General features: G+C 32.4%; 18 protein-coding genes and 1 tRNA gene. 4 read left to right on the top strand and 15 right to left on the bottom strand.

Features of this window, described 5'->3' with window-relative positions; all coding sequences use genetic code 11:
* Positions 1 to 10 precede the first annotated feature (10 nt).
* The 9 genes from C8C88_RS06195 to C8C88_RS06155 all read right to left on the bottom strand — a co-directional run bounded on the left by C8C88_RS06195 (position 11) and on the right by C8C88_RS06155 (position 7,845).
* The gene (locus C8C88_RS06195) at positions 11 to 793 is read right to left on the bottom strand and encodes a hypothetical protein (RefSeq protein ID WP_121337277.1); all 783 of its coding nucleotides are present in this window, start codon (positions 791 to 793) and stop codon (positions 11 to 13) included.
* 217 nt (positions 794 to 1,010) lie between these two features.
* Complete coding sequence (locus C8C88_RS06190) at positions 1,011 to 2,129, bottom strand: acyltransferase (protein WP_121337276.1); 1,119 nt, start codon at positions 2,127 to 2,129, stop codon at positions 1,011 to 1,013.
* 114 nt (positions 2,130 to 2,243) lie between these two features.
* Complete coding sequence (locus tag C8C88_RS06185; RefSeq protein ID WP_255415851.1) at positions 2,244 to 3,536, bottom strand: multidrug effflux MFS transporter; 1,293 nt, start codon at positions 3,534 to 3,536, stop codon at positions 2,244 to 2,246.
* A 101-nt stretch (positions 3,537 to 3,637) separates the two neighbouring features.
* Positions 3,638 to 3,925 carry a hypothetical protein gene (locus tag C8C88_RS06180; protein ID WP_121337274.1) on the bottom strand — a complete coding sequence of 96 codons (288 nt, stop codon included), beginning with the start codon at positions 3,923 to 3,925 and terminating at the stop codon, positions 3,638 to 3,640.
* A 200-nt stretch (positions 3,926 to 4,125) separates the two neighbouring features.
* Complete coding sequence (locus C8C88_RS06175; protein ID WP_121337273.1) at positions 4,126 to 4,512, bottom strand: Dabb family protein; 387 nt, start codon at positions 4,510 to 4,512, stop codon at positions 4,126 to 4,128.
* A gap of 118 nt (positions 4,513 to 4,630) precedes the next feature.
* A complete protein-coding gene (locus C8C88_RS06170) occupies positions 4,631 to 5,329 on the bottom strand; it encodes a hypothetical protein (protein WP_147403441.1) in 699 nt (232 codons plus the stop codon).
* 10 nt (positions 5,330 to 5,339) lie between these two features.
* On the bottom strand, positions 5,340 to 6,125 hold the full coding sequence (locus C8C88_RS06165; protein WP_199711397.1) for an alpha/beta fold hydrolase: 786 nt from the start codon (positions 6,123 to 6,125) through the stop codon (positions 5,340 to 5,342).
* Positions 6,126 to 6,211: 86 nt separating this feature from the next.
* Entirely contained in the window at positions 6,212 to 7,318 is a 1,107-nt protein-coding gene (locus C8C88_RS06160) for a hypothetical protein (RefSeq protein WP_121337270.1), read from the bottom strand.
* A 5-nt stretch (positions 7,319 to 7,323) separates the two neighbouring features.
* Positions 7,324 to 7,845 (bottom strand): DinB family protein, encoded by a 522-nt coding sequence (locus tag C8C88_RS06155; protein WP_121337269.1) that lies wholly within the window; start codon positions 7,843 to 7,845, stop codon positions 7,324 to 7,326.
* 99 nt (positions 7,846 to 7,944) lie between these two features.
* Here C8C88_RS06155 and C8C88_RS06150 point away from each other — a divergent pair, with 99 nt between their 5' ends.
* Positions 7,945 to 8,289: a helix-turn-helix domain-containing protein gene (locus tag C8C88_RS06150; RefSeq protein WP_121337268.1), complete on the top strand. Its 345-nt coding sequence runs from the start codon at positions 7,945 to 7,947 to the stop codon at positions 8,287 to 8,289.
* Positions 8,290 to 8,544: 255 nt separating this feature from the next.
* On the opposite strand, the gene C8C88_RS06145 is transcribed toward C8C88_RS06150, so the two are convergent.
* From C8C88_RS06145 to rseP, 6 genes are all read right to left on the bottom strand, one after another.
* Positions 8,545 to 9,423: an AraC family transcriptional regulator gene (locus tag C8C88_RS06145; RefSeq protein WP_121337267.1), complete on the bottom strand. Its 879-nt coding sequence runs from the start codon at positions 9,421 to 9,423 to the stop codon at positions 8,545 to 8,547.
* Positions 9,424 to 9,612: 189 nt separating this feature from the next.
* Positions 9,613 to 10,245 (bottom strand): hypothetical protein, encoded by a 633-nt coding sequence (locus C8C88_RS06140; RefSeq protein ID WP_121337266.1) that lies wholly within the window; start codon positions 10,243 to 10,245, stop codon positions 9,613 to 9,615.
* A 215-nt stretch (positions 10,246 to 10,460) separates the two neighbouring features.
* The gene (locus C8C88_RS06135; protein ID WP_121337265.1) at positions 10,461 to 11,012 is read right to left on the bottom strand and encodes a sugar O-acetyltransferase; all 552 of its coding nucleotides are present in this window, start codon (positions 11,010 to 11,012) and stop codon (positions 10,461 to 10,463) included.
* A gap of 114 nt (positions 11,013 to 11,126) precedes the next feature.
* Entirely contained in the window at positions 11,127 to 12,131 is a 1,005-nt protein-coding gene (locus C8C88_RS06130) for a hypothetical protein (protein WP_121337264.1), read from the bottom strand.
* 177 nt (positions 12,132 to 12,308) lie between these two features.
* Positions 12,309 to 12,382 (bottom strand) — tRNA-Asn (locus C8C88_RS06125).
* Positions 12,383 to 12,466: 84 nt separating this feature from the next.
* Positions 12,467 to 13,810, bottom strand: coding sequence for an RIP metalloprotease RseP (gene rseP / locus C8C88_RS06120; RefSeq protein WP_121337263.1), 1,344 nt, complete (start codon positions 13,808 to 13,810; stop codon positions 12,467 to 12,469).
* A gap of 179 nt (positions 13,811 to 13,989) precedes the next feature.
* On the opposite strand from rseP, the gene C8C88_RS06115 reads away from it, so the two are divergent.
* From C8C88_RS06115 to C8C88_RS06105, 3 genes are all read left to right on the top strand, one after another.
* On the top strand, positions 13,990 to 15,057 hold the full coding sequence (locus tag C8C88_RS06115; RefSeq protein ID WP_121337262.1) for an NADH:flavin oxidoreductase/NADH oxidase: 1,068 nt from the start codon (positions 13,990 to 13,992) through the stop codon (positions 15,055 to 15,057).
* A 146-nt stretch (positions 15,058 to 15,203) separates the two neighbouring features.
* Complete coding sequence (locus tag C8C88_RS06110; protein ID WP_121337261.1) at positions 15,204 to 16,244, top strand: Gfo/Idh/MocA family oxidoreductase; 1,041 nt, start codon at positions 15,204 to 15,206, stop codon at positions 16,242 to 16,244.
* Between the two features lie 140 nt (positions 16,245 to 16,384).
* Entirely contained in the window at positions 16,385 to 17,599 is a 1,215-nt protein-coding gene (locus tag C8C88_RS06105) for an MFS transporter (RefSeq protein WP_121338587.1), read from the top strand.
* The last annotated feature ends 11 nt before the right edge of the window (positions 17,600 to 17,610 follow it).

Below are 17,610 nucleotides of genomic sequence, written 5' to 3'. Positions count from 1 at the left end.
GATACTAAATTTATTTTTTAACGAATTTATTATTAAAGGAATAGGCTATCGTTGCGTTCCAAACAAAGTTTTTAGTATTGATATCAGTCTTAATAATTTTATTAACCAAGGCAGAAACTGAAATCGGTGATTTTTTTTTGGTTAAAGTCAATGTAGAAGAAAAGAAAACTCCGTCTTTGGTATCCATTTTTAAGTAGTAAATCTGAGGAGAAAATCGTAGTGCGAATTCATCAGACAAATTAATGTTAGAAAAACTACTGTTTAGTGTTAGAAAATGTGTGTTTCTTGTTGTACCATATTCAATCCCATGTGAATATAAATAATAAGAACCAATACTAGTGTTTTTTGATAAGAAATAGCTAAAAGATAATTCACCTGCAAGATATCTATTCCCCTTTATAATATCTCTTTGAACACCACCAACATCAGCTGTAACTGTCTTGAAAGAAATAGCAGGGTGAGCTCCAATATTAAATTTAAATTTATCATCATTCAAAAATTTATAACGCCACCACAAAACCAAAGACCATGGCTTCCCTTCTAAAGAGGCTTTAAATTCAGGTTCAAAACTTAACTTTTGGTTACCAATAGACATATTAAATATTGCTGCCGGCTTACCTAATGAAAATGTGGGGATAACAGAAATACCGTTATTAGTAGCGCTTATATTTCCTGAAAAATGATATTCAGTTTTCGGACTATCTGCTGTTTGGGCATATGTGAATACGAATGAATTTAAAAACAGAAATAAAACAACTATTTTCAAAGACAGATTCTGACACACATTTTTCATACATTATTTATTTAAAATTAACAAGGAGCAAAATAATTGCTTTTTTCAAAGCCTAAATAACAAATTTCAAAGCAAAAATTATGTTTTTCAAACAATTAAACCTTTTTAATTCTAATATGAAACCATAAAGACCAGACTAAAAAAGAGCAGTGTAGTTGTTTTTTTTACAATTCTATTATTTAAAAAAAGACTAAAATTTAATTTTTCAAACAAACAATTATGCCCTTTTAGATACTTTTTTGTTTAACCAAAGTCTTACTGGCTCATCGTATAATTTCAAGCAAGCATAAGCAAGAACAATACAAGAAACGTAGGCTAAAACACTTATTGGGAATGCCTCACTAAATGGAATTTTTTTATCAGCAACCCAGCCTGTATAGATGTATATTATTGGGAAATGAGTAATATATATTGGATACGAAATATCTCCAAAGAACTTACATACACGCATTGCCATTGTGCCTTTAATTTCTCCACTCGCTGCTAAAAAGACTATTAAAGGAAAAAACAAGATAACTGTTACTGAATCATAAATACCATTCATCCATAAATGCTCGCTTCCACCAATTCTTGGCATTGAAAAAACTACAATAATTAACAAACTGCAAAGTAAAAAAGCATTCTTCACTTGAATTAGTTTCCCCATACGAAAAAGTAAAACTCCTGCAAAAAACGGATACATTACACGTGCAAAACCAATATGCAATTGTTCTGGATCAAGTGACCAACCTCCAATAAGATCTCCGTTAGGACTTGTTAATGCAAGATGGATTAGCGCTAAACCCGAAAGAAAAACGAGTATAGAAAGTGCTTTTTTTGAAAATTTTCTAACAAAAAGCGCATACAAAATATTAGCAATATATTCATAAAACAAAGACCAACCAGGACCATTAAGCGGATGCATCTCTGCCCAACCACGGATATCCATTGATGTAGGAACTGGAATTAAGGTGAATCCAATAACCATAACAAGTAACATTTTCCATATAGGAACTTCATGAATAGTAGGCCACAAAACAGAGTCTTGAAAATAAAAACACAAACCTCCTATAATCATTCCTATAATTACCATAGGTTGAAGTCGGATTAATCGACGTTTAAAAAAATCTCCAACGTTCATTTTCTCCCATCGATCATCATAAGCATAACCTATAACAAAACCTGATAGTAAAAAGAAAAAATCTACCGCAAGATATCCGTGATTTATAACTTGATCCAAGTGACTTGTAGCATGTGCTTCAAAAATATGAAAGGCAACAACCATTAAGGCTGCTACACCGCGTAATCCGTCTAAAATAGGGTAATGTGGTTTTGATGCTGAAAGTGTGGTATTCATATGTTTTTATTTGCTTTTGTCTAATTATTATACATGCTAGAATTATAAAGTGGAACAATATAGTCACTTTATCGACAACTCAAAAATTTGAAGTGGAAATTAAGACATAATGAATTAAAGCGTGTTAATCATTTCGATATCTTCTTCCTCTACCAAAGTTCTACTTGCTTTTTTCACAATTATTTTTCTACCAAAAGAAAATAATATGGACGCTGAAATGGAACAAGCTGCCATTATACCCGTCATGGGTAAAGAAGTTTCATTTTGCAAAAGGCTCACCATAGCTGACATAACAGCTCCAATACTCATTTGAATAAAACCCATAAGCGCCGAGGCACTACCAGCATTCTGACTAAATGGAGCCATCGAAAGTGCCGATGCATTAGGAAATATAAATCCTTGGCAACATAAAAACATAAATATCAGAATTACCGTAACATATAAATTATTTAACCCAAATATGGATGTTGCAGCCAAAACAATACCTACTCCATTTTGGATGTATAAAACTATCTTGATAATGTTTTCAGATGAAAACCTTCGCAACATAAAATTATTGAACTGACTTGAACCAATCAATCCTGCAGCAATAATGGCAAATATCCAGGAATAATAATTTTCACTTACTTTAAATAATATCATAAAAACATAAGGCGAACCACTTATGTAAGCGTATAAACCGGAATAAGCAACTGCTCCTGTAAAAGTATAAACTCCAAATTGTGGGTTCTTAATAATAGAAGCGTAACTTTTTATAATTGAGCTAGGCTTTAAAGAAAAACTAGCATCTGGCTTTCTGCTTTCAGGCAATAAGAAGTAAATTCCAGCAATTATAAAAAATATAACTACGATAAGCACCCCGAAAATGTATCTCCAACCAAATAATGAAGTGATATACCCCCCTAATGTTGGCGCAATAATTGGTGAAATCGCAACCACTAACATCAAAGTAGAAAACACTTTGGCATTATCTTTTACGTCAAACAAATCCCGAACCATTGCTCGCGCCGCAACCATTCCCACACAACCACCTAACGCCTGAAAAAGTCTAAAAATAATTAATGTATCTACAGTTACTGCAGTTGCACATGCTGCTGATGACAAAGCATAAAGTAGTAAGCCAAAATACAAAGGTTTTTTTCGTCCAAAACGTTCTAATAATGGCCCATAGATAAGTTGCCCTACAGATATTCCTATAAAAAACGACGACAAAGACAACATCACAGAAGAAACAGAAGTATGCAACCCTCTCGCTATATCAGGAAAAGCCGGCAAGTACATATCAATAGATAATGGACCAATGGCAGTTAGTAATCCTAATATAAGTATTAGATGTGATTTTTTCTGTTCTTTATTCTTACTCATTTTGGCATACTTAGTTTTACAAATAAAGACAAAAATCGACAAGAATTTGATGATTTAAAAACAAAAATCAAACAGACAATTACAAAAATCAAATATTTCTAAATTTTAGAATAATTCAATCGAAACTGCTTTTTATTTAAAAACTAGAAAGACTGTACCATCAAATCTATTTTATCAAATAATTCACCAACTCCTAAACTAGCCCAAAGTATAAATATCCCTAACCCTATTTTAATAAATCTTGGGATGGAATAACCTATAAATCGTTTGAGAAGAATAGTTGTTGGGCGATAATAAATTAAAGAAATTAAAAATATAAAAACACCAAATTCAGGATCATTCCCCCAAAATACATTTACGACACCAATTGCAGAAAATATTCCGCCAAATACCCAACTGATGCTGTTCGAAATTTTTGATTTATAATCCATAAATTGTTTCTTTTTAAACTAAAAATATTAACTTTAAAGATAGCCATTTTATAATTTAGTTTTTAAGCCATAACAACTTCATGAATTTATGCATTAAATAAATTCTCCGAACTCTTTCTGAAATTAAGAAAACGGATTTAACTCACAATAAAAGACTTCTAAAAAGAAGGCTTTATATTTTTATAATATATCTCTAAAATTTAAATATCTACAGCATCATAAACACGAACTTTTTCCCATAAATGAGAATAGTTTTTTACAAACTCCAGATGAATCGGATGATTTTGATATGTTTTTTGATCAACTTCATTATCAAAATATAACAGTTCCGAAACTTGCCAAGAAGTATCCACTACTTCACGCTTTTCTGTAGAAGCCAAAGTCCCCAAATGAATCTGACGAATCACAGGAATTGCTCCTAAAGTTTTTAAACCCGAAATCAATTCTTGTTTATCAACTTCAGAATCTGGGTTTTTCAACCAAAAAAATACATGATGCAATAAATATTTTTTCTTTGAATTCATACCAAAACTTAAACCTGCAAATCCAAATAAAGCAGATGCTGTAATAAATCTTCTTCGTTTCATCTATTCATTTATTTTAATATGTAAATATCGAAATTTAATACTAAAAAAGATAAAAAGAGTATTTTTTATTCTTAACCAGAAACAATACCAACAGAATTTGAAGAATAGCAAACAGCAACTATTGTTTTTTAAGGACTTTAAAATCTTTAAAATAACCTATCGTCCCTATTTCAACCCAAAGTGCAATACTTCCTTTTTTAGAATTTCCAAGCATTTTTTGAACTAAAAATGATGGTGCTTTTTGATTGTTAATGTATAAAGTAGCCTTTTCGTCTTCAAATTCTATGCGCATCGTAATCCACTCGTTTAAGCCAATATCAGCATACGTTTCATACAAACCATTTGCTTCTCTTCGGAGTCGACTAAACGTATTACCTGGATAGGAAAAATATTGAACTGTATGATTGCGTCTAAGTTGATCCTCAGCCCTTCCGTTACTTGGACGAAGGTAAATTGCTTGAAAATTCTTGTTCTCTTGATCTACCCGATACGCTAGACCGATAAATCCCCGGGCAGCAGGAAAAGGAGAATTTTCCATTATTCGACTTAATACTTTGACTTCAATCGTTCCGTTCTCAATAGTAGTGTTTGTCAATTTTACGTACGTAGCACCATCAACTGAAGCTTCAATATTTTTCTCGTCAAAAGGAGAAGCAATTAAGTCTCTCTCTACTTTTAAGACTTGGACTCCATCCATATTAACGATTTCTACTTTTGTATTTACGGCTTCAAGTTCCTTATCCTCCCATGTAAATTTTTGAGCAAATAACCCCGTGATTTGAAAAATAAAGAAACTCAATAAAAGTACTTTTTGCATATAAATAGGTTTACTTTTCATTTATAAAAGGAGCTATACCAGCCCAAGTTACATTAAAATTAATAATGAAAGCAGGATGACCAGCATTAGGAATAATCGCTAACTGATGATTGGGAATTAACAATGCTGCATTTAGTACGTTTTGAACCGAATTGCTCTCATCTCGATCGCCGGCCATTACTAAAACAGGACATTGGATAGCGCCTAATAATTCAGCTCCAACGGTCAGCTGTCCATAGCAAGTTGCTATCTGCTGAAACACCTCTTTTAATCGATTTGGCTCAGGCATTAAGGCTCGCTGTTGTGCCCAATAATCAGCATCCAATTCCATTGCTTGATTGAAGTTAATATTAAAATCTCTCAACCTTGGATACAAAACCCCCGCCCCTATTACAATCATTTTCTTTACTTTTTCAGGATACATCGAGCCAAATTTATATGCCGTATAACCTCCATCACTAAACCCAAGAAGCATCACTTTTTCTTTAGTTACTTCATTGATTACTGTCAAGACATCACTTGCTCTTTGTTCCAATGTTACTGGTTCAGTACCTATTTCAGATTTTCCATGTCCACGAGTAGAAATTGCTATCACCTGAAAGTTAACGGAAAGACTGTCTATTATTCTTCCCATTTCAATAGTTGATCCAAACAATCCACCATGTAACACTACAACGGGTTGCCCTTTGCCGTACACTTCATAATAAATTTTCGCGTCCTTTGCTTGCACATAATGTCCTGCTTGTGGATTATTTCCATAGGCGATTTTCTGTGTTGCTATGTCCTTATTTTGCATGAAATGGCGCAATGGTTTTTGAGCAAACACACTTGAGCAGAAAATCACATATACTAAAATTGCTACTATTAATTTTTTCATATTCTCTAATTTACTTTATAAAATAATCCTGATCCGTAAGAAGTTCCTAATGTTCCAGGCTTCAATTGTAAGTAATAACGACTGGTTTGCTCTTCTTCAACAGATAAACTTCCGACTTTTTTAATCTTAAAATCCGAATTATACTTCAGCTTCTTTGGGTCGGCTGGGATTCCAAAATCTTGTGGACCACCACCTTTATTCACTAATTGATTATATCCGACTAACATAGAATTTTGAATCGTATAGGCATTTTTAGCTTCTTTTTCTAGAACCCACAATACATTGGCACCACTAATTACATTATTATAAAATTTAAAATCCTCCATTGTAGACCAAGTCCATACGACGGCTCCATAACTATTTAAAATTAAATTATGGTGCATTGTACATTGATCTGCCAGTGTATTCCACATAACAACAGCATCTTTAACACCATAAAAAACACAATGATCAACCTCGAGTTCTTTACCACTTGCTAAAATTCCTAAGTGATTCGGTAAAGCAAATTTATTTCCTAAAAATAAACATTGTGTTATTCGCAAATCACTTAAATTCTTGCCATCCCATACAATAGGATAATTTCGAACTAATACTCCTTCGGACGGCTTTTCATGAACAGGCTCCCCTAATATACGCAACCCTTGAATTGTTACATGGCTTGTTTCAATTAGAATGCCATAATTAGAACCTCCAGTCACCTCCTTTTTTTCATTTGTTTCTAAAGTAAAAGGCATTGTTGAAACAATAATTGGCATTTTACTTGGATTCCAAATAGTGCTATCAGGCAAAATTTCAGCACGAATAATCAAACGATCCTTTTTAGAAAATTCCCATTCAACTGGATTAAAAGAGGCGGTTTCTGATAATCCATAAGTTCCTGCTGATAAGCACAACACGATTGAACCACTACCAACCATTTTGTTTACACGCTTTGCTGCTTCAGGTAATGATTTAAGAGGTTTCTCTTTAGTTCCTTCAGCATCATCTTTTCCTAAATTTGGGTTTACAAATAAGCTCGTAATAGTTTCTTTATTACTATTATTTGTTTGAGAAAATACATTTAGGCAAGCTAGTAAAACGATTACTAGCCAAATTGTTTTATTGGTTTTCATAACTATTAAAACAATTTTTCGGTTGAAGGTGTAGCGCCCACTAATCTCAAATAAACCGTTGTTTGCGCTCTATGATGGGTTTGATGTTCAAAACACTTGTTTAAAACCTGCTCTCTGCTTAGGTCAAATTGACCAAAAAGTTTAATGCGTTCTCCAAGTTTACTATTAGGATATTTTTTAATGGCATTGATGGCAAAATCATAAGCAGCCATTACTTTACTAGTAACACTCGCTTTGTTTTCGTCACCAGATTTTTCTAAATCTCCAAAACTTACAGGCGGTTTTTCATCCGTAGCTGAACCTACAAAACCATATATTGCATCACTTAAGTGTAAAACTTGACCCGAAAAAGAACGCATTTCTTTTGTTGGTTTAAATGCATATCCACTTTCAGGCATGGCATCCAAATATTCTTTAGTATATGCTTTAGCTCTTTCCCAGTCTTTAACGATATCATCTGTTGCTGTTTGTGCGGTCAAATTACCCACAGATAAAATTAATGTCAGAAGTAATACAATCTTTTTCATAATTATTGGTTTTATAATTTTTTACAAATTTACAACCATTAGTGTATATTTGTAACCAACAAATTAAATACCAGTAACCCGTAGGTTACCACAAATTATATGAGATATATAGAAAACCCTCATGATTGCCCAGTAACTAGAGCAATGTCTATTTTTGGTGGAAAATGGAAACCAATAATATTGAATTGTATTGGTGATAGTTCTTTGCGTTTTGGAAAACTAAACCAATTAATGCCTGCCATTTCTAACAAGGTACTCTCTAATGAATTAAAAGAGTTAGAAGCGCTTGGATTAATTGAAAGAACAGCGTTTACAGAAAGCTCTCAAAGAGTAGAATATACATTATCTAATTCCGGGAAAAGTTTGATGCCTGTGCTATATGAAATTGCAAGCTGGGGCAATTCAAATGAAGCTAAAAAAATTGTTTCGGAAATGATTAAGTAGAAAACTGGAACGATTAAAACATCAAACCTTCTTGTTTCTTTACACGAACCAACTACATCATAAGGCTTGTAAATAAGGTAAAAACCGAAGTATTACAATGACAATTCTGAAGCAATTTTAAGTGTTTTCATGCCGCCTTAATTCCATAATTTTATGGTTGTAAATAGTTTTATCTATTCCACATTCTTTTTTATGGTATTCCCAAAAAAAAGGATGTTATAAGAAAAGTGAAATGCAAACTAAAAAATGCAAAAATCAAACATTTCTATATTTAAGGGGAGTTTGTCCCACATTCTTCTTGAAAAAATCATTAAAGTTGGGCGTTTCTTCAAAACCTAATGAATACGCTATTTCAGAGACGTTCCAATTACTGTTTTTCAATAACGATTTAGCCTCTTGAATTAATCGTTGTGAAATTAGTTGCGTTGTTGTTTTTTGCATTGTTGCTTTAACCGCTCTATTCAAATGATTGACATGAATGGATAATTGATTTGCAAACTCAGATGCAAAACGCAAGTTTATTTTTTGATTCCTTTCATCTATTGGAAATTGGCGTTCTAAAAGTTCTAAAAACAAGGAAGAAATTCGACTAGAAGAATCCATTTTAATATTTTCAAAGTTTTTAGAAGGCTCTAATTTCATAGCCAAATGAATAAGTTCAAAAACCATGTTTCGCAAAACATCATATTTGTAAACATAGTCATTCTCTATTTCATCAAACATTTTTTCATAGATGGAGGAAGCAACATCAAAATTATCTGGAGTTAATTCAAAAATATGTTTCCCATTTGCTTTAAAAATTTCATATTGATTGATACTACCAAATTGATTGAAAAAATCAGCTGTAAAAATACAGAAAAACCCATTTATTATTTTATCTCGTTGTTCCCAACAATAGGGAATTTGTGGATTAGAAAAAGTAATGGCTTGTTTATCAATAGCCACACTTTTGTCAGCATAATGAAAAACACCACTTCCTTTAACCAAAGTAATTTTAAAATAATCTCTTGTTCGAAAAGCTGTTGGTTTGTTATTTTGCTTAAGAAAAGGCTCTAGTCGAAAGACATTAAACTGTCCTAAAGAATCGTTCGAAATTATGCTTGAAGCAGTTGGGTTTTGTTTATTTTCTGCCATATCTAATTGATCTTTATTTTTTTAAAATTGCAAAAATCAAACAAATATAAATAATAATTCAGTTGAAACTAACAGAGTAGCAGTTGAGAAATAAGAAGCTATTCTTACTAATTAATGTAGTATATTTATTTGAAAACAAAAGCCTCAACAATGCTGTAAAGGCTTTTTACTTTTGGTAATGCTTTTTATTTATAAATTGTATCTAGCACCCAATGTCCAGTTGAATTTCCCGTCAGAAATTGTTTTATTAGCAAATCCTCTAACATCAATATTCTTATTTATTTTATACGTAATGGTTTCAGAAACTCCATAGGTTTCATCCATATCAAGACCATACAACTGAGATAAGAAACTAAAATTGCCCTGAACAACATTTGTATTAAAAGAAAGAAAATTAGCTTCAAAATCGTTGTTTTTTCCTTTGCCATGCAAATAAAAAGCACCAACCGAAACTTTTTTTGACAATTCATAACTTGCAATTAATTCTTGTGCAAAGAAAGTATCTACATGATCATCATCATTAATTTGGATTGCTGGTAAATGCACTCCAATATTTACTTTTAGTTTTTTGTCAATTAATTTGTATCGTGAAATAAGAACAACTCCTCTAGGAGTGAAATTACTTAATCGAACCGTTGATAATGTGTGAAACGAAAGTCGTTTACTTTCATTTGTTCCTGCATTAATTATTAAATGAGGACTGTTTGAGGTAAAAGCGGGAATAAACGAGAATCCACCGGTACTTGCTTCAAAATTGGCATATTGAGCATGAGCGAGGGAACTAAAAAGAAATGAAATAATAATAAGTAAAGTTTTATTCATTAAGTGAAATTTAAATGTTATTTTTTTGAAAGAAATGCAAATATATAATTATTGTGTCAATTGTACGCAATGGCAAAAAAAATTATTAAAAATTCAAGTAGTAATCATTACCAATAAGTTTTCGTAGAAGCCCATAAAAAAACCTCTACATTGCTGTAAAGGTTTTTTTATGGGGTAAGAAGTAATTATAGGCAATAATAAAATTTCTTTTGAGCTTATATTGACTTGATTATTTTAGCAGGTACTCCCCCAACAATTACATTACTTGGAACATCCTTATTTACAACCGCTCCTGCTGCCACTATAGAATTTTCACCAATAGTTACGCCTGGCAAAATAGTTGCATTAGCTCCAATCCAAACATTCTTTTTTATAACGATAGATTTTAAGTCAAGATTTTTTCTCTTTCTAGGGTCTATTGGGTGATTTTCTGTAATTAAATTTACTTTAGGACCAATTAACACATCATCTTCAATTGTAATGCCTCCCAAGTCCAAAAAAGAACATCCGTGGTTTATAAAAACATTTTTACCTAGCTGAATGTGTCTTCCAAAATTGGTGTAAAATGGAACAAAAACAGTTGTGTTTTCACTGATTTGTTTTCCAATAATTTTTGACAAAACCTCGCGTATTTGATGAATACTTGTTGATGTGTTCAACTGTGCTGACCATTCAATTGTTTGCGAAACAATCTCCCAAACATTCCCCATTTCAGGATCATCATTTGGAATAATTCCACCGGCTAACATTCTTTTAAAAATATCCATATAAAAAAAGCTTGAAATTTTTTAAATACTAATTTAAGAATTGAAAACAAAAAAATTTAATCTCTTACTCGTATCATTTTCGACTTAAGCAAGTCCCCATATTTATACCTGAAATCAATAATTTTCGTAAATAAATAGTGTTACTTCATTTGCATTACTTTGTCCTGCACTGTCGTATTTAATTAAATAACCGTCTGAATCGTAAAAGTATTTAGGTTTCCATCCAGCAGTATTGGAAGTAATATGTAGATAAGATAACCCTTGTTCATTATCCATCAAAACTTTATATACTGGTTCATTGTTATATACACCAGCAATATTTTTATCATAATTATACGTTACTGATGAAGTTTTATTTTCGGTTCCATCTGGATTAACTTCAATCCAATTTTTAACATAAGTGCTATTCGGATAATAAACATAAGTATAGTGCATCTGAGGTTTGACTCCCGAAACTCCTGAACTCATATATAAATATTTGCTAATAACATTATTATTTTCATCGTATTCAAATGTATATCGGAGCGTTCCGTCTAAATCTTTTGCGTTAATTATTTGCCCAATACTATTATACTCATAGCGTAAAACAGCTCCTTTATCTTGATATTTCGTTATTTGAACTTTTGCCCCTGATTCAAAATATTCAAAAACAATAGGAGAATAAGCAAGAGTGCCATTATAATCGGGATATGCAATGTTGTTTATTGTGATTTTTTCAAGGTTGTTACTTGAATTATAGGTGTAAGTTCTTTCATCATATATTTTAGTATTTACATTTAGTGATTCCTCGGTTGGATCATATAAATTATCTGATGGTAATGCAAGGTATTCCGCTTCGCTTAACTTAGTTTGATACTTTTTGTCAAATACTGTTGAAGATGTATATGTTATTGTTTTCACTAACCTTTTTCTTATAGCGGTAGTCTTACTTGTAACGCCTTTTGCCGTTAAGTTTTTGTCAGTTATATTTATTACTGCAGGTTTTTTAATAACTTGAATAGGATTTGTTGGGCTAGTAGGGCTTGTTGGATTAGTAGGACTTGTTGGGTCGATAGGATTATTTTCACTTGAACAAGAAACCAAACTAATTAATAAAATAAGCAATATTGTTTTTTTCATTATAAAAAATAATTTTTAATTAAAAAGTCTTAATTTTCTTTGAGCTGTGACTTAATAAACGAAATATGTTAATTGATATATTTTTCAAAGTTATAAAGAAGAAATATAACCTTGCTTAAATTTTGCTAAATAAAAAAGGTTTCAAGAAATAAATCTTGAAACCTTTTTAGTTGTTTGCTCCCCCTCTTGGGCTCGAACCAAGGACCCTCTGATTAACAGTCAGATGCTCTAACCAACTGAGCTAAGGAGGAAAGTGTATTTCACTTTTAAAGCGGTGCAAATATAGGGCTTAATTTGTTTTTCGCAAATAATTTTTAGTAAAATTTCAAAAAAATTTACTTCCCAACAATTGCCTTATAAATATCATTTCCGTTTGCAAATAATAAGAGCGTGATAAGTAATACGAAACCAACCATTTGTGCATTCTCTAGGAATTTATCACTTGGTTTCTTACCACTGATAATTTCATATAATAAAAACATTACATGACCTCCATCAAGAGCAGGAATTGGCAATAAGTTCATTACACCAAGCATAATTGACAATAAAGCCGTGATATTCCAGAAAACTTCCCAGCTCCAAGTATTAGGAAAAATATTAAAAATTGCTGCAAAACCACCTACTTGTTTATAGGCTTTAGTCTCAGGATTGAAAATCATTTTTAATTGCTTTCCATATCCTACTAATTGGTCTTTCCCCTTTTCTATTCCTACAGGAATGGATTCAAAAAACCCAAATTCTTGTTTGCTAACTTTATAATACCCTAGTTTTTCTAAAGATTCTATACTGTATCCTCCTTGTTGAACAACTAACTTCCCTTCTTTATTCACCACAACAGGAACTTGAATTTCTTTTTGATCTCTTAAAACCGTTGCTGAAATCGTTTTGTTTTTACTATTGGCTAAAATAGTTTTAGCTTCGTCAAAATATTTAGTTTTTTGCCCATTTAAAGCAACGATAATATCTTTTGGCTGTAATGCTTTATTTAGAGATTCTTCTGGAATGGTGCCAATCACAAACGGCATTCTAATAGAAACCAAAGGTCCTTTTTCAAGTTTAGATAATTGATCTACAAAATCAACAGGCATTTTTACAGCTTGTTCTACCCCATTTCTTTCAATCAAGACTTGCTTAGCCATGATGATTTTCATGTTCATATCATTATCAAACTTGATTACTTTTTCGCCATCAATAGAAATAATTTTATCTCCTGTTTGAAAACCTGCTTTTTGCATCGCTGGATTATCAATCAAAAGTCCATCTTTCAAATCAACATTAGCAATAAACATATCGCCATAAGCAAAAGCCATTCCGATATAAATAATAAATGCCAAAATAAAATTCACCGTAACCCCACCTAACATAATAATCAAACGTTGCCAAGCTGGTTTAGAACGAAATTCCCAAGGTTGTGGAGGCAATGCCATTTGTTCCTTGTCCATGCTTTCATCAATCATTCCGGAAATTTTCACGTAACCACCAAGTGGCAACCAACCGATACCGTATTCAGTTTCGCCAATTTTCTTTTTTAGAAGAGAATATTTTACATCAAAAAACAAATAGAATTTTTCAACTCTAGTTTTGAATAATTTAGCAGGAATGAAATGTCCTAACTCATGAAGAATAATCAGTAATGATAAACTCAATAAAAATTGTGAAAGCTTGATAACAATATCCATTTTTTTGTTTTGGTTCTTAATTTGATCGACAAAAGTAAGGTTTTCTATTTTAGTTGCAAAGGTTTAGCATTTTGTATGATAATAAATGTTTGTTAATAATTCTTCAATTTAATTTTCATTTTAGATTGCGTCTTGTAACTTTACTGTTTATTCCAATCCGATTACTAAAAACCTATTTTATGTCTTCACAATTATTTTCTTCCTTACCAATAAAAAGCATTGTCCTAAAAAACAGAATCACCATATCTCCAATGTGCCAATATTCTGCCAAAGATGGTTTTGCTAATGATTGGCATTTAGTTCATCTTGGTAGTCGTGCAAGTGGCGGCGCAGGATTAATCATTCAAGAAGCTACAGCTGTTGCTCCCGAAGGGCGAATTTCGCCAGAAGATTTGGGTCTTTGGAATGATAACCAAATTGAAAAATTACTAACTATAAACCAATTTATTATTAGTCAAAATTCAATTCCCGGAATTCAATTGGCGCATGCCGGTCGAAAAGCTAGCGTTTCAGCTCCTTGGATTGGAAATAAAAAATTAGACGAAAATCAAGGTGGCTGGGAAACCGTTGCGCCAAGTGCTATTGCGTATCATTCGGATGAAAAAAAACCTGTAGCTTTAGACAAAACGGGCATTCAAAAAGTGATTTCCGATTTCAAATCAGCTACCAAAAGAGCGCTTAAGGCAGGTTTTCAGGTCTTAGAAATTCATGCAGCACATGGTTATTTGCTTCACCAATTTCTTTCTCCATTATCTAATTTCAGAACGGATGAATATGGCGGACCTTTTGAAAACCGAATTCGTTTGCTGTTAGAAGTCCTAGAAGCCGTACAATCAGAATGGCCAAAAAATCTTCCTTTATTTGTAAGAATATCAGCAACAGATTGGGCGGATGGTGGCTGGAATATTGATGAATCCGTTCAACTTTCAAAAATTCTAAAAGAAAAAGGAGTTGATTTAATAGATGTTTCTTCGGGCGGATTAGTTTCGCATCAACAAATTTCATTAGGGCCAAATTACCAAGTTCCTTTTGCAGAAAAAATCAAAAAAGAAACTGGAATTTTAACTGGTGCAGTAGGTTTAATCACCGAAGCTATTCAAGCAGAAGAAATCATCAGCAGCGGCAAAGCAGATTTAGTTTTATTTGCCAGAGAATCCTTGAGAAATCCAAATTTAGCCTTGAATTTTGCCAAAGAACTTAGCGCAACTATTTCGTGGCCAAAACAATATGAAAGAGCAAAAATATAATTGAAACAAACACAAATCACACATTTTTTTACAAATTAAGTAATTAGACAATTCTTATATGCCTTAATATGATTAGCCTTTTGAAACATATAAGGTCACTTAAGTTTTAATGTTTAAATTAGATTTAGATATAAAAATAAATAAAAATGCAACAAATAAAAACAGCACTTCTATCCTACGGAATGTCAGGAAAAGTATTTCACGCCCCTTTTTTAAACTTTCATCCTGGTTTTGAACTAAAAGGTTCTTGGGAAAGAAGCAAAAAATTAATACAAGCGGATTATCCTTCCGTTAAAAGTTACGCTTCAATTGAGGATTTACTTGAAGACGATATTGATTTGGTAGTCGTTAATACTCCTGTGGAAACACATTATGAATATGCAAAAAAAGCCTTGCTGGCCGGAAAACATACTCTTGTTGAAAAAGCATTCACCACAACAGTAGCTCAAGCACAAGAATTGGCAAAGTTAGCTGCGGAAAAAGGTTTAAAACTAGCTGTTTTTCAAAACCGAAGATGGGATAGCGATTTTAAAACCGTAAAAAAAGTAGTAACTGACAACCTTCTTGGTAAAATTATAGAAGCCGAATTTCATTTTGATCGTTACAATCCGAATTTAAGTCCAAAGCAACACAAAGAAGTAGCTAGTTCTGGAGCAGGAATTTTGAAAGATTTAGGACCTCATCTTATTGATCAAGCCCTGTTTTTATTTGGTTTCCCAAAAGCAGTTTTTGCTGACATTCGTATTACCAGAGCACATTCTTTAGTAGATGATTATATTGATATTTTGCTTTATTATACTGATTTTAGAGTGCGATTGAAAGCGGGATTTTTTGTTAGAGAGCCTATTCCTTCTTTTATTGTTCATGGCGAAAAAGGTTCTTTTCTTAAGCCACGTGGTGATGTGCAAGAAGATGATTTGAAATTAGGGAAAAAACCAAATTTAGATTCGTGGGGAACTGAATCTGAAATCCATCAAGGACTGCTTCATACCGAAATTAATAACGACATTTATAAAGCCAACTTACCTACTCTTCAAGGAAATTATTATGACTTTTTTGACGGGGTTTATCAATCTATTATTCATAATAAAACAGAACCCGTGACAGCTCAGGAAGGTGTTCATGTCATGCAAATTATTGAAGCGGCTCAACAAAGTAGCGAACAAAAAACAGTGATAAATCTATAATTTATTACCAATGAAATCGAAAGAAAATACATCGTTTTCACAAACAATAACGATGTATTTTTAGCTCAAAGCACTGTTTATAAGTGATGAATAGATGCTTTTTGTACTTTTGCTATGTTAAAATTTTAAATACAATTCATTTGATAGATTTGAACTTTTTAGGCAGATTTAAAGCTAAAGGAAAATACAAAAAAACGTATCAAGACGTTAAGGCTTCTTATTTGACCCGCTTACGATGGGCAGTTTCAATGTTTTATTTTGGAATGGGTTTATGTTTTGCAACATGGGCCAGCCGAATTCCCGATATTAAAACCAGTTTAGATCTTAGTGAAGGAAGCCTTGGAACCATCCTTTTTGCAGTTCCTTTAGGACAGTTAATCATGATGCCCTTTTCAGGAAAACTAGTCACTCGTTTTGGAAGTCACCGTATTCTCCTTTTTTCAATTATAATGTATGCTTTTAGTTTGACTAATTTAGGATTAGCCCAAAACTCTTGGCAACTAGCGCTTGGTTTATTTGTATTTGGAATATTTGGAAATCTATCTAACATATCTGTAAACACGCAAGGCGTTTATACCGAAGGTCTTTTTAAAAGAACGATTATGTCCTCGTTTCACGGAATGTGGAGTTTAGCAGGATTTACTGGAGCTTTGGTAGGATTAGGAATGTTAGCCTTAAAATTAACTCCATATGTTCATTTTTTGATTGTTGCTGCGATTGTAGTTGTATTAGTCGTGCTTAATTTAAAGTTTTTGATTAAGGCAAAAGAAAAAGCACAACTAGAAAAGAAAAAAGGTGCCAAAAAAAGGGATACAACCTTAATTTGGTTAGGGATAATTGGTTTTTGTTGTATGGCAAGTGAGGGCGTTATGTTTGACTGGAGTGGCGTTTATTTTAAAGATGTCATAAAAGCACCTGGACCATTAGTGATTTTAGGATATACTTCATTTATGATTATGATGGCTGGAGGGCGTTTTCTAGGAGATGGTTTAACCCATAAATTTGGACGTAAAAAAGTAATGCAAATCAGTGGTTGTATGATTTCGACAGGTTTGTTTACTGCGGTATTTTTCCCTTATATAATTCCATCAACTATTGCTTTTATGTTTGTAGGATTAGGTGTTTCAACTATCATTCCAACTCTTTATAGCATTGCTGGAAAGCATCCAGAAATTCCAACAGGCGAAGCTTTAACAGCAGTTTCGAGCGTAAGTTTTTTTGGTTTTTTAATGGGGCCGCCTATAATTGGTTATATTGCCGAAATTTCTAGCCTACGATTTTCATTTGCATTCATCGGGATTTTTGGATTTCTTATTGCAATAATGGTTTCTAAAATCACCGCTATTCAAGAATAGTTTTTGATTTA

This window comes from Flavobacterium sp. 123, from assembly GCF_003634825.1.
Lineage (GTDB): Bacteria > Bacteroidota > Bacteroidia > Flavobacteriales > Flavobacteriaceae > Flavobacterium.
The sequence above is the reverse complement of the archived record's forward strand: the minus strand, read 5'-3'. Positions and strand labels throughout refer to the sequence as shown.

Excerpts from the sequence above, each read along its gene's own strand:
- C8C88_RS06190 (WP_121337276.1), bottom strand. The coding sequence starts at position 2,129 with ATGAATACCACACTTTCAGCATCAAAACCACATTACCCTATTTTAGAC.
- C8C88_RS06115 (WP_121337262.1), top strand. The coding sequence starts at position 13,990 with ATGTCTTCACAATTATTTTCTTCCTTACCAATAAAAAGCATTGTCCTA.
- rseP (WP_121337263.1), bottom strand. The coding sequence starts at position 13,810 with ATGGATATTGTTATCAAGCTTTCACAATTTTTATTGAGTTTATCATTA.
- C8C88_RS06180 (WP_121337274.1), bottom strand. The coding sequence starts at position 3,925 with ATGGATTATAAATCAAAAATTTCGAACAGCATCAGTTGGGTATTTGGC.
- C8C88_RS06140 (WP_121337266.1), bottom strand. The coding sequence starts at position 10,245 with ATGAATAAAACTTTACTTATTATTATTTCATTTCTTTTTAGTTCCCTC.
- C8C88_RS06135 (WP_121337265.1), bottom strand. The coding sequence starts at position 11,012 with ATGGATATTTTTAAAAGAATGTTAGCCGGTGGAATTATTCCAAATGAT.
- C8C88_RS06175 (WP_121337273.1), bottom strand. The coding sequence starts at position 4,512 with ATGAAACGAAGAAGATTTATTACAGCATCTGCTTTATTTGGATTTGCA.
- C8C88_RS06160 (WP_121337270.1), bottom strand. The coding sequence starts at position 7,318 with ATGAAAACCAATAAAACAATTTGGCTAGTAATCGTTTTACTAGCTTGC.
- C8C88_RS06130 (WP_121337264.1), bottom strand. The coding sequence starts at position 12,131 with ATGAAAAAAACAATATTGCTTATTTTATTAATTAGTTTGGTTTCTTGT.
- C8C88_RS06145 (WP_121337267.1), bottom strand. The coding sequence starts at position 9,423 with ATGGCAGAAAATAAACAAAACCCAACTGCTTCAAGCATAATTTCGAAC.
- C8C88_RS06170 (WP_147403441.1), bottom strand. The coding sequence starts at position 5,329 with ATGCAAAAAGTACTTTTATTGAGTTTCTTTATTTTTCAAATCACGGGG.
- C8C88_RS06150 (WP_121337268.1), top strand. The coding sequence starts at position 7,945 with ATGAGATATATAGAAAACCCTCATGATTGCCCAGTAACTAGAGCAATG.
- C8C88_RS06110 (WP_121337261.1), top strand. The coding sequence starts at position 15,204 with ATGCAACAAATAAAAACAGCACTTCTATCCTACGGAATGTCAGGAAAA.
- C8C88_RS06195 (WP_121337277.1), bottom strand. The coding sequence starts at position 793 with ATGAAAAATGTGTGTCAGAATCTGTCTTTGAAAATAGTTGTTTTATTT.
- C8C88_RS06165 (WP_199711397.1), bottom strand. The coding sequence starts at position 6,125 with ATGCAAAATAAGGACATAGCAACACAGAAAATCGCCTATGGAAATAAT.
- C8C88_RS06155 (WP_121337269.1), bottom strand. The coding sequence starts at position 7,845 with ATGAAAAAGATTGTATTACTTCTGACATTAATTTTATCTGTGGGTAAT.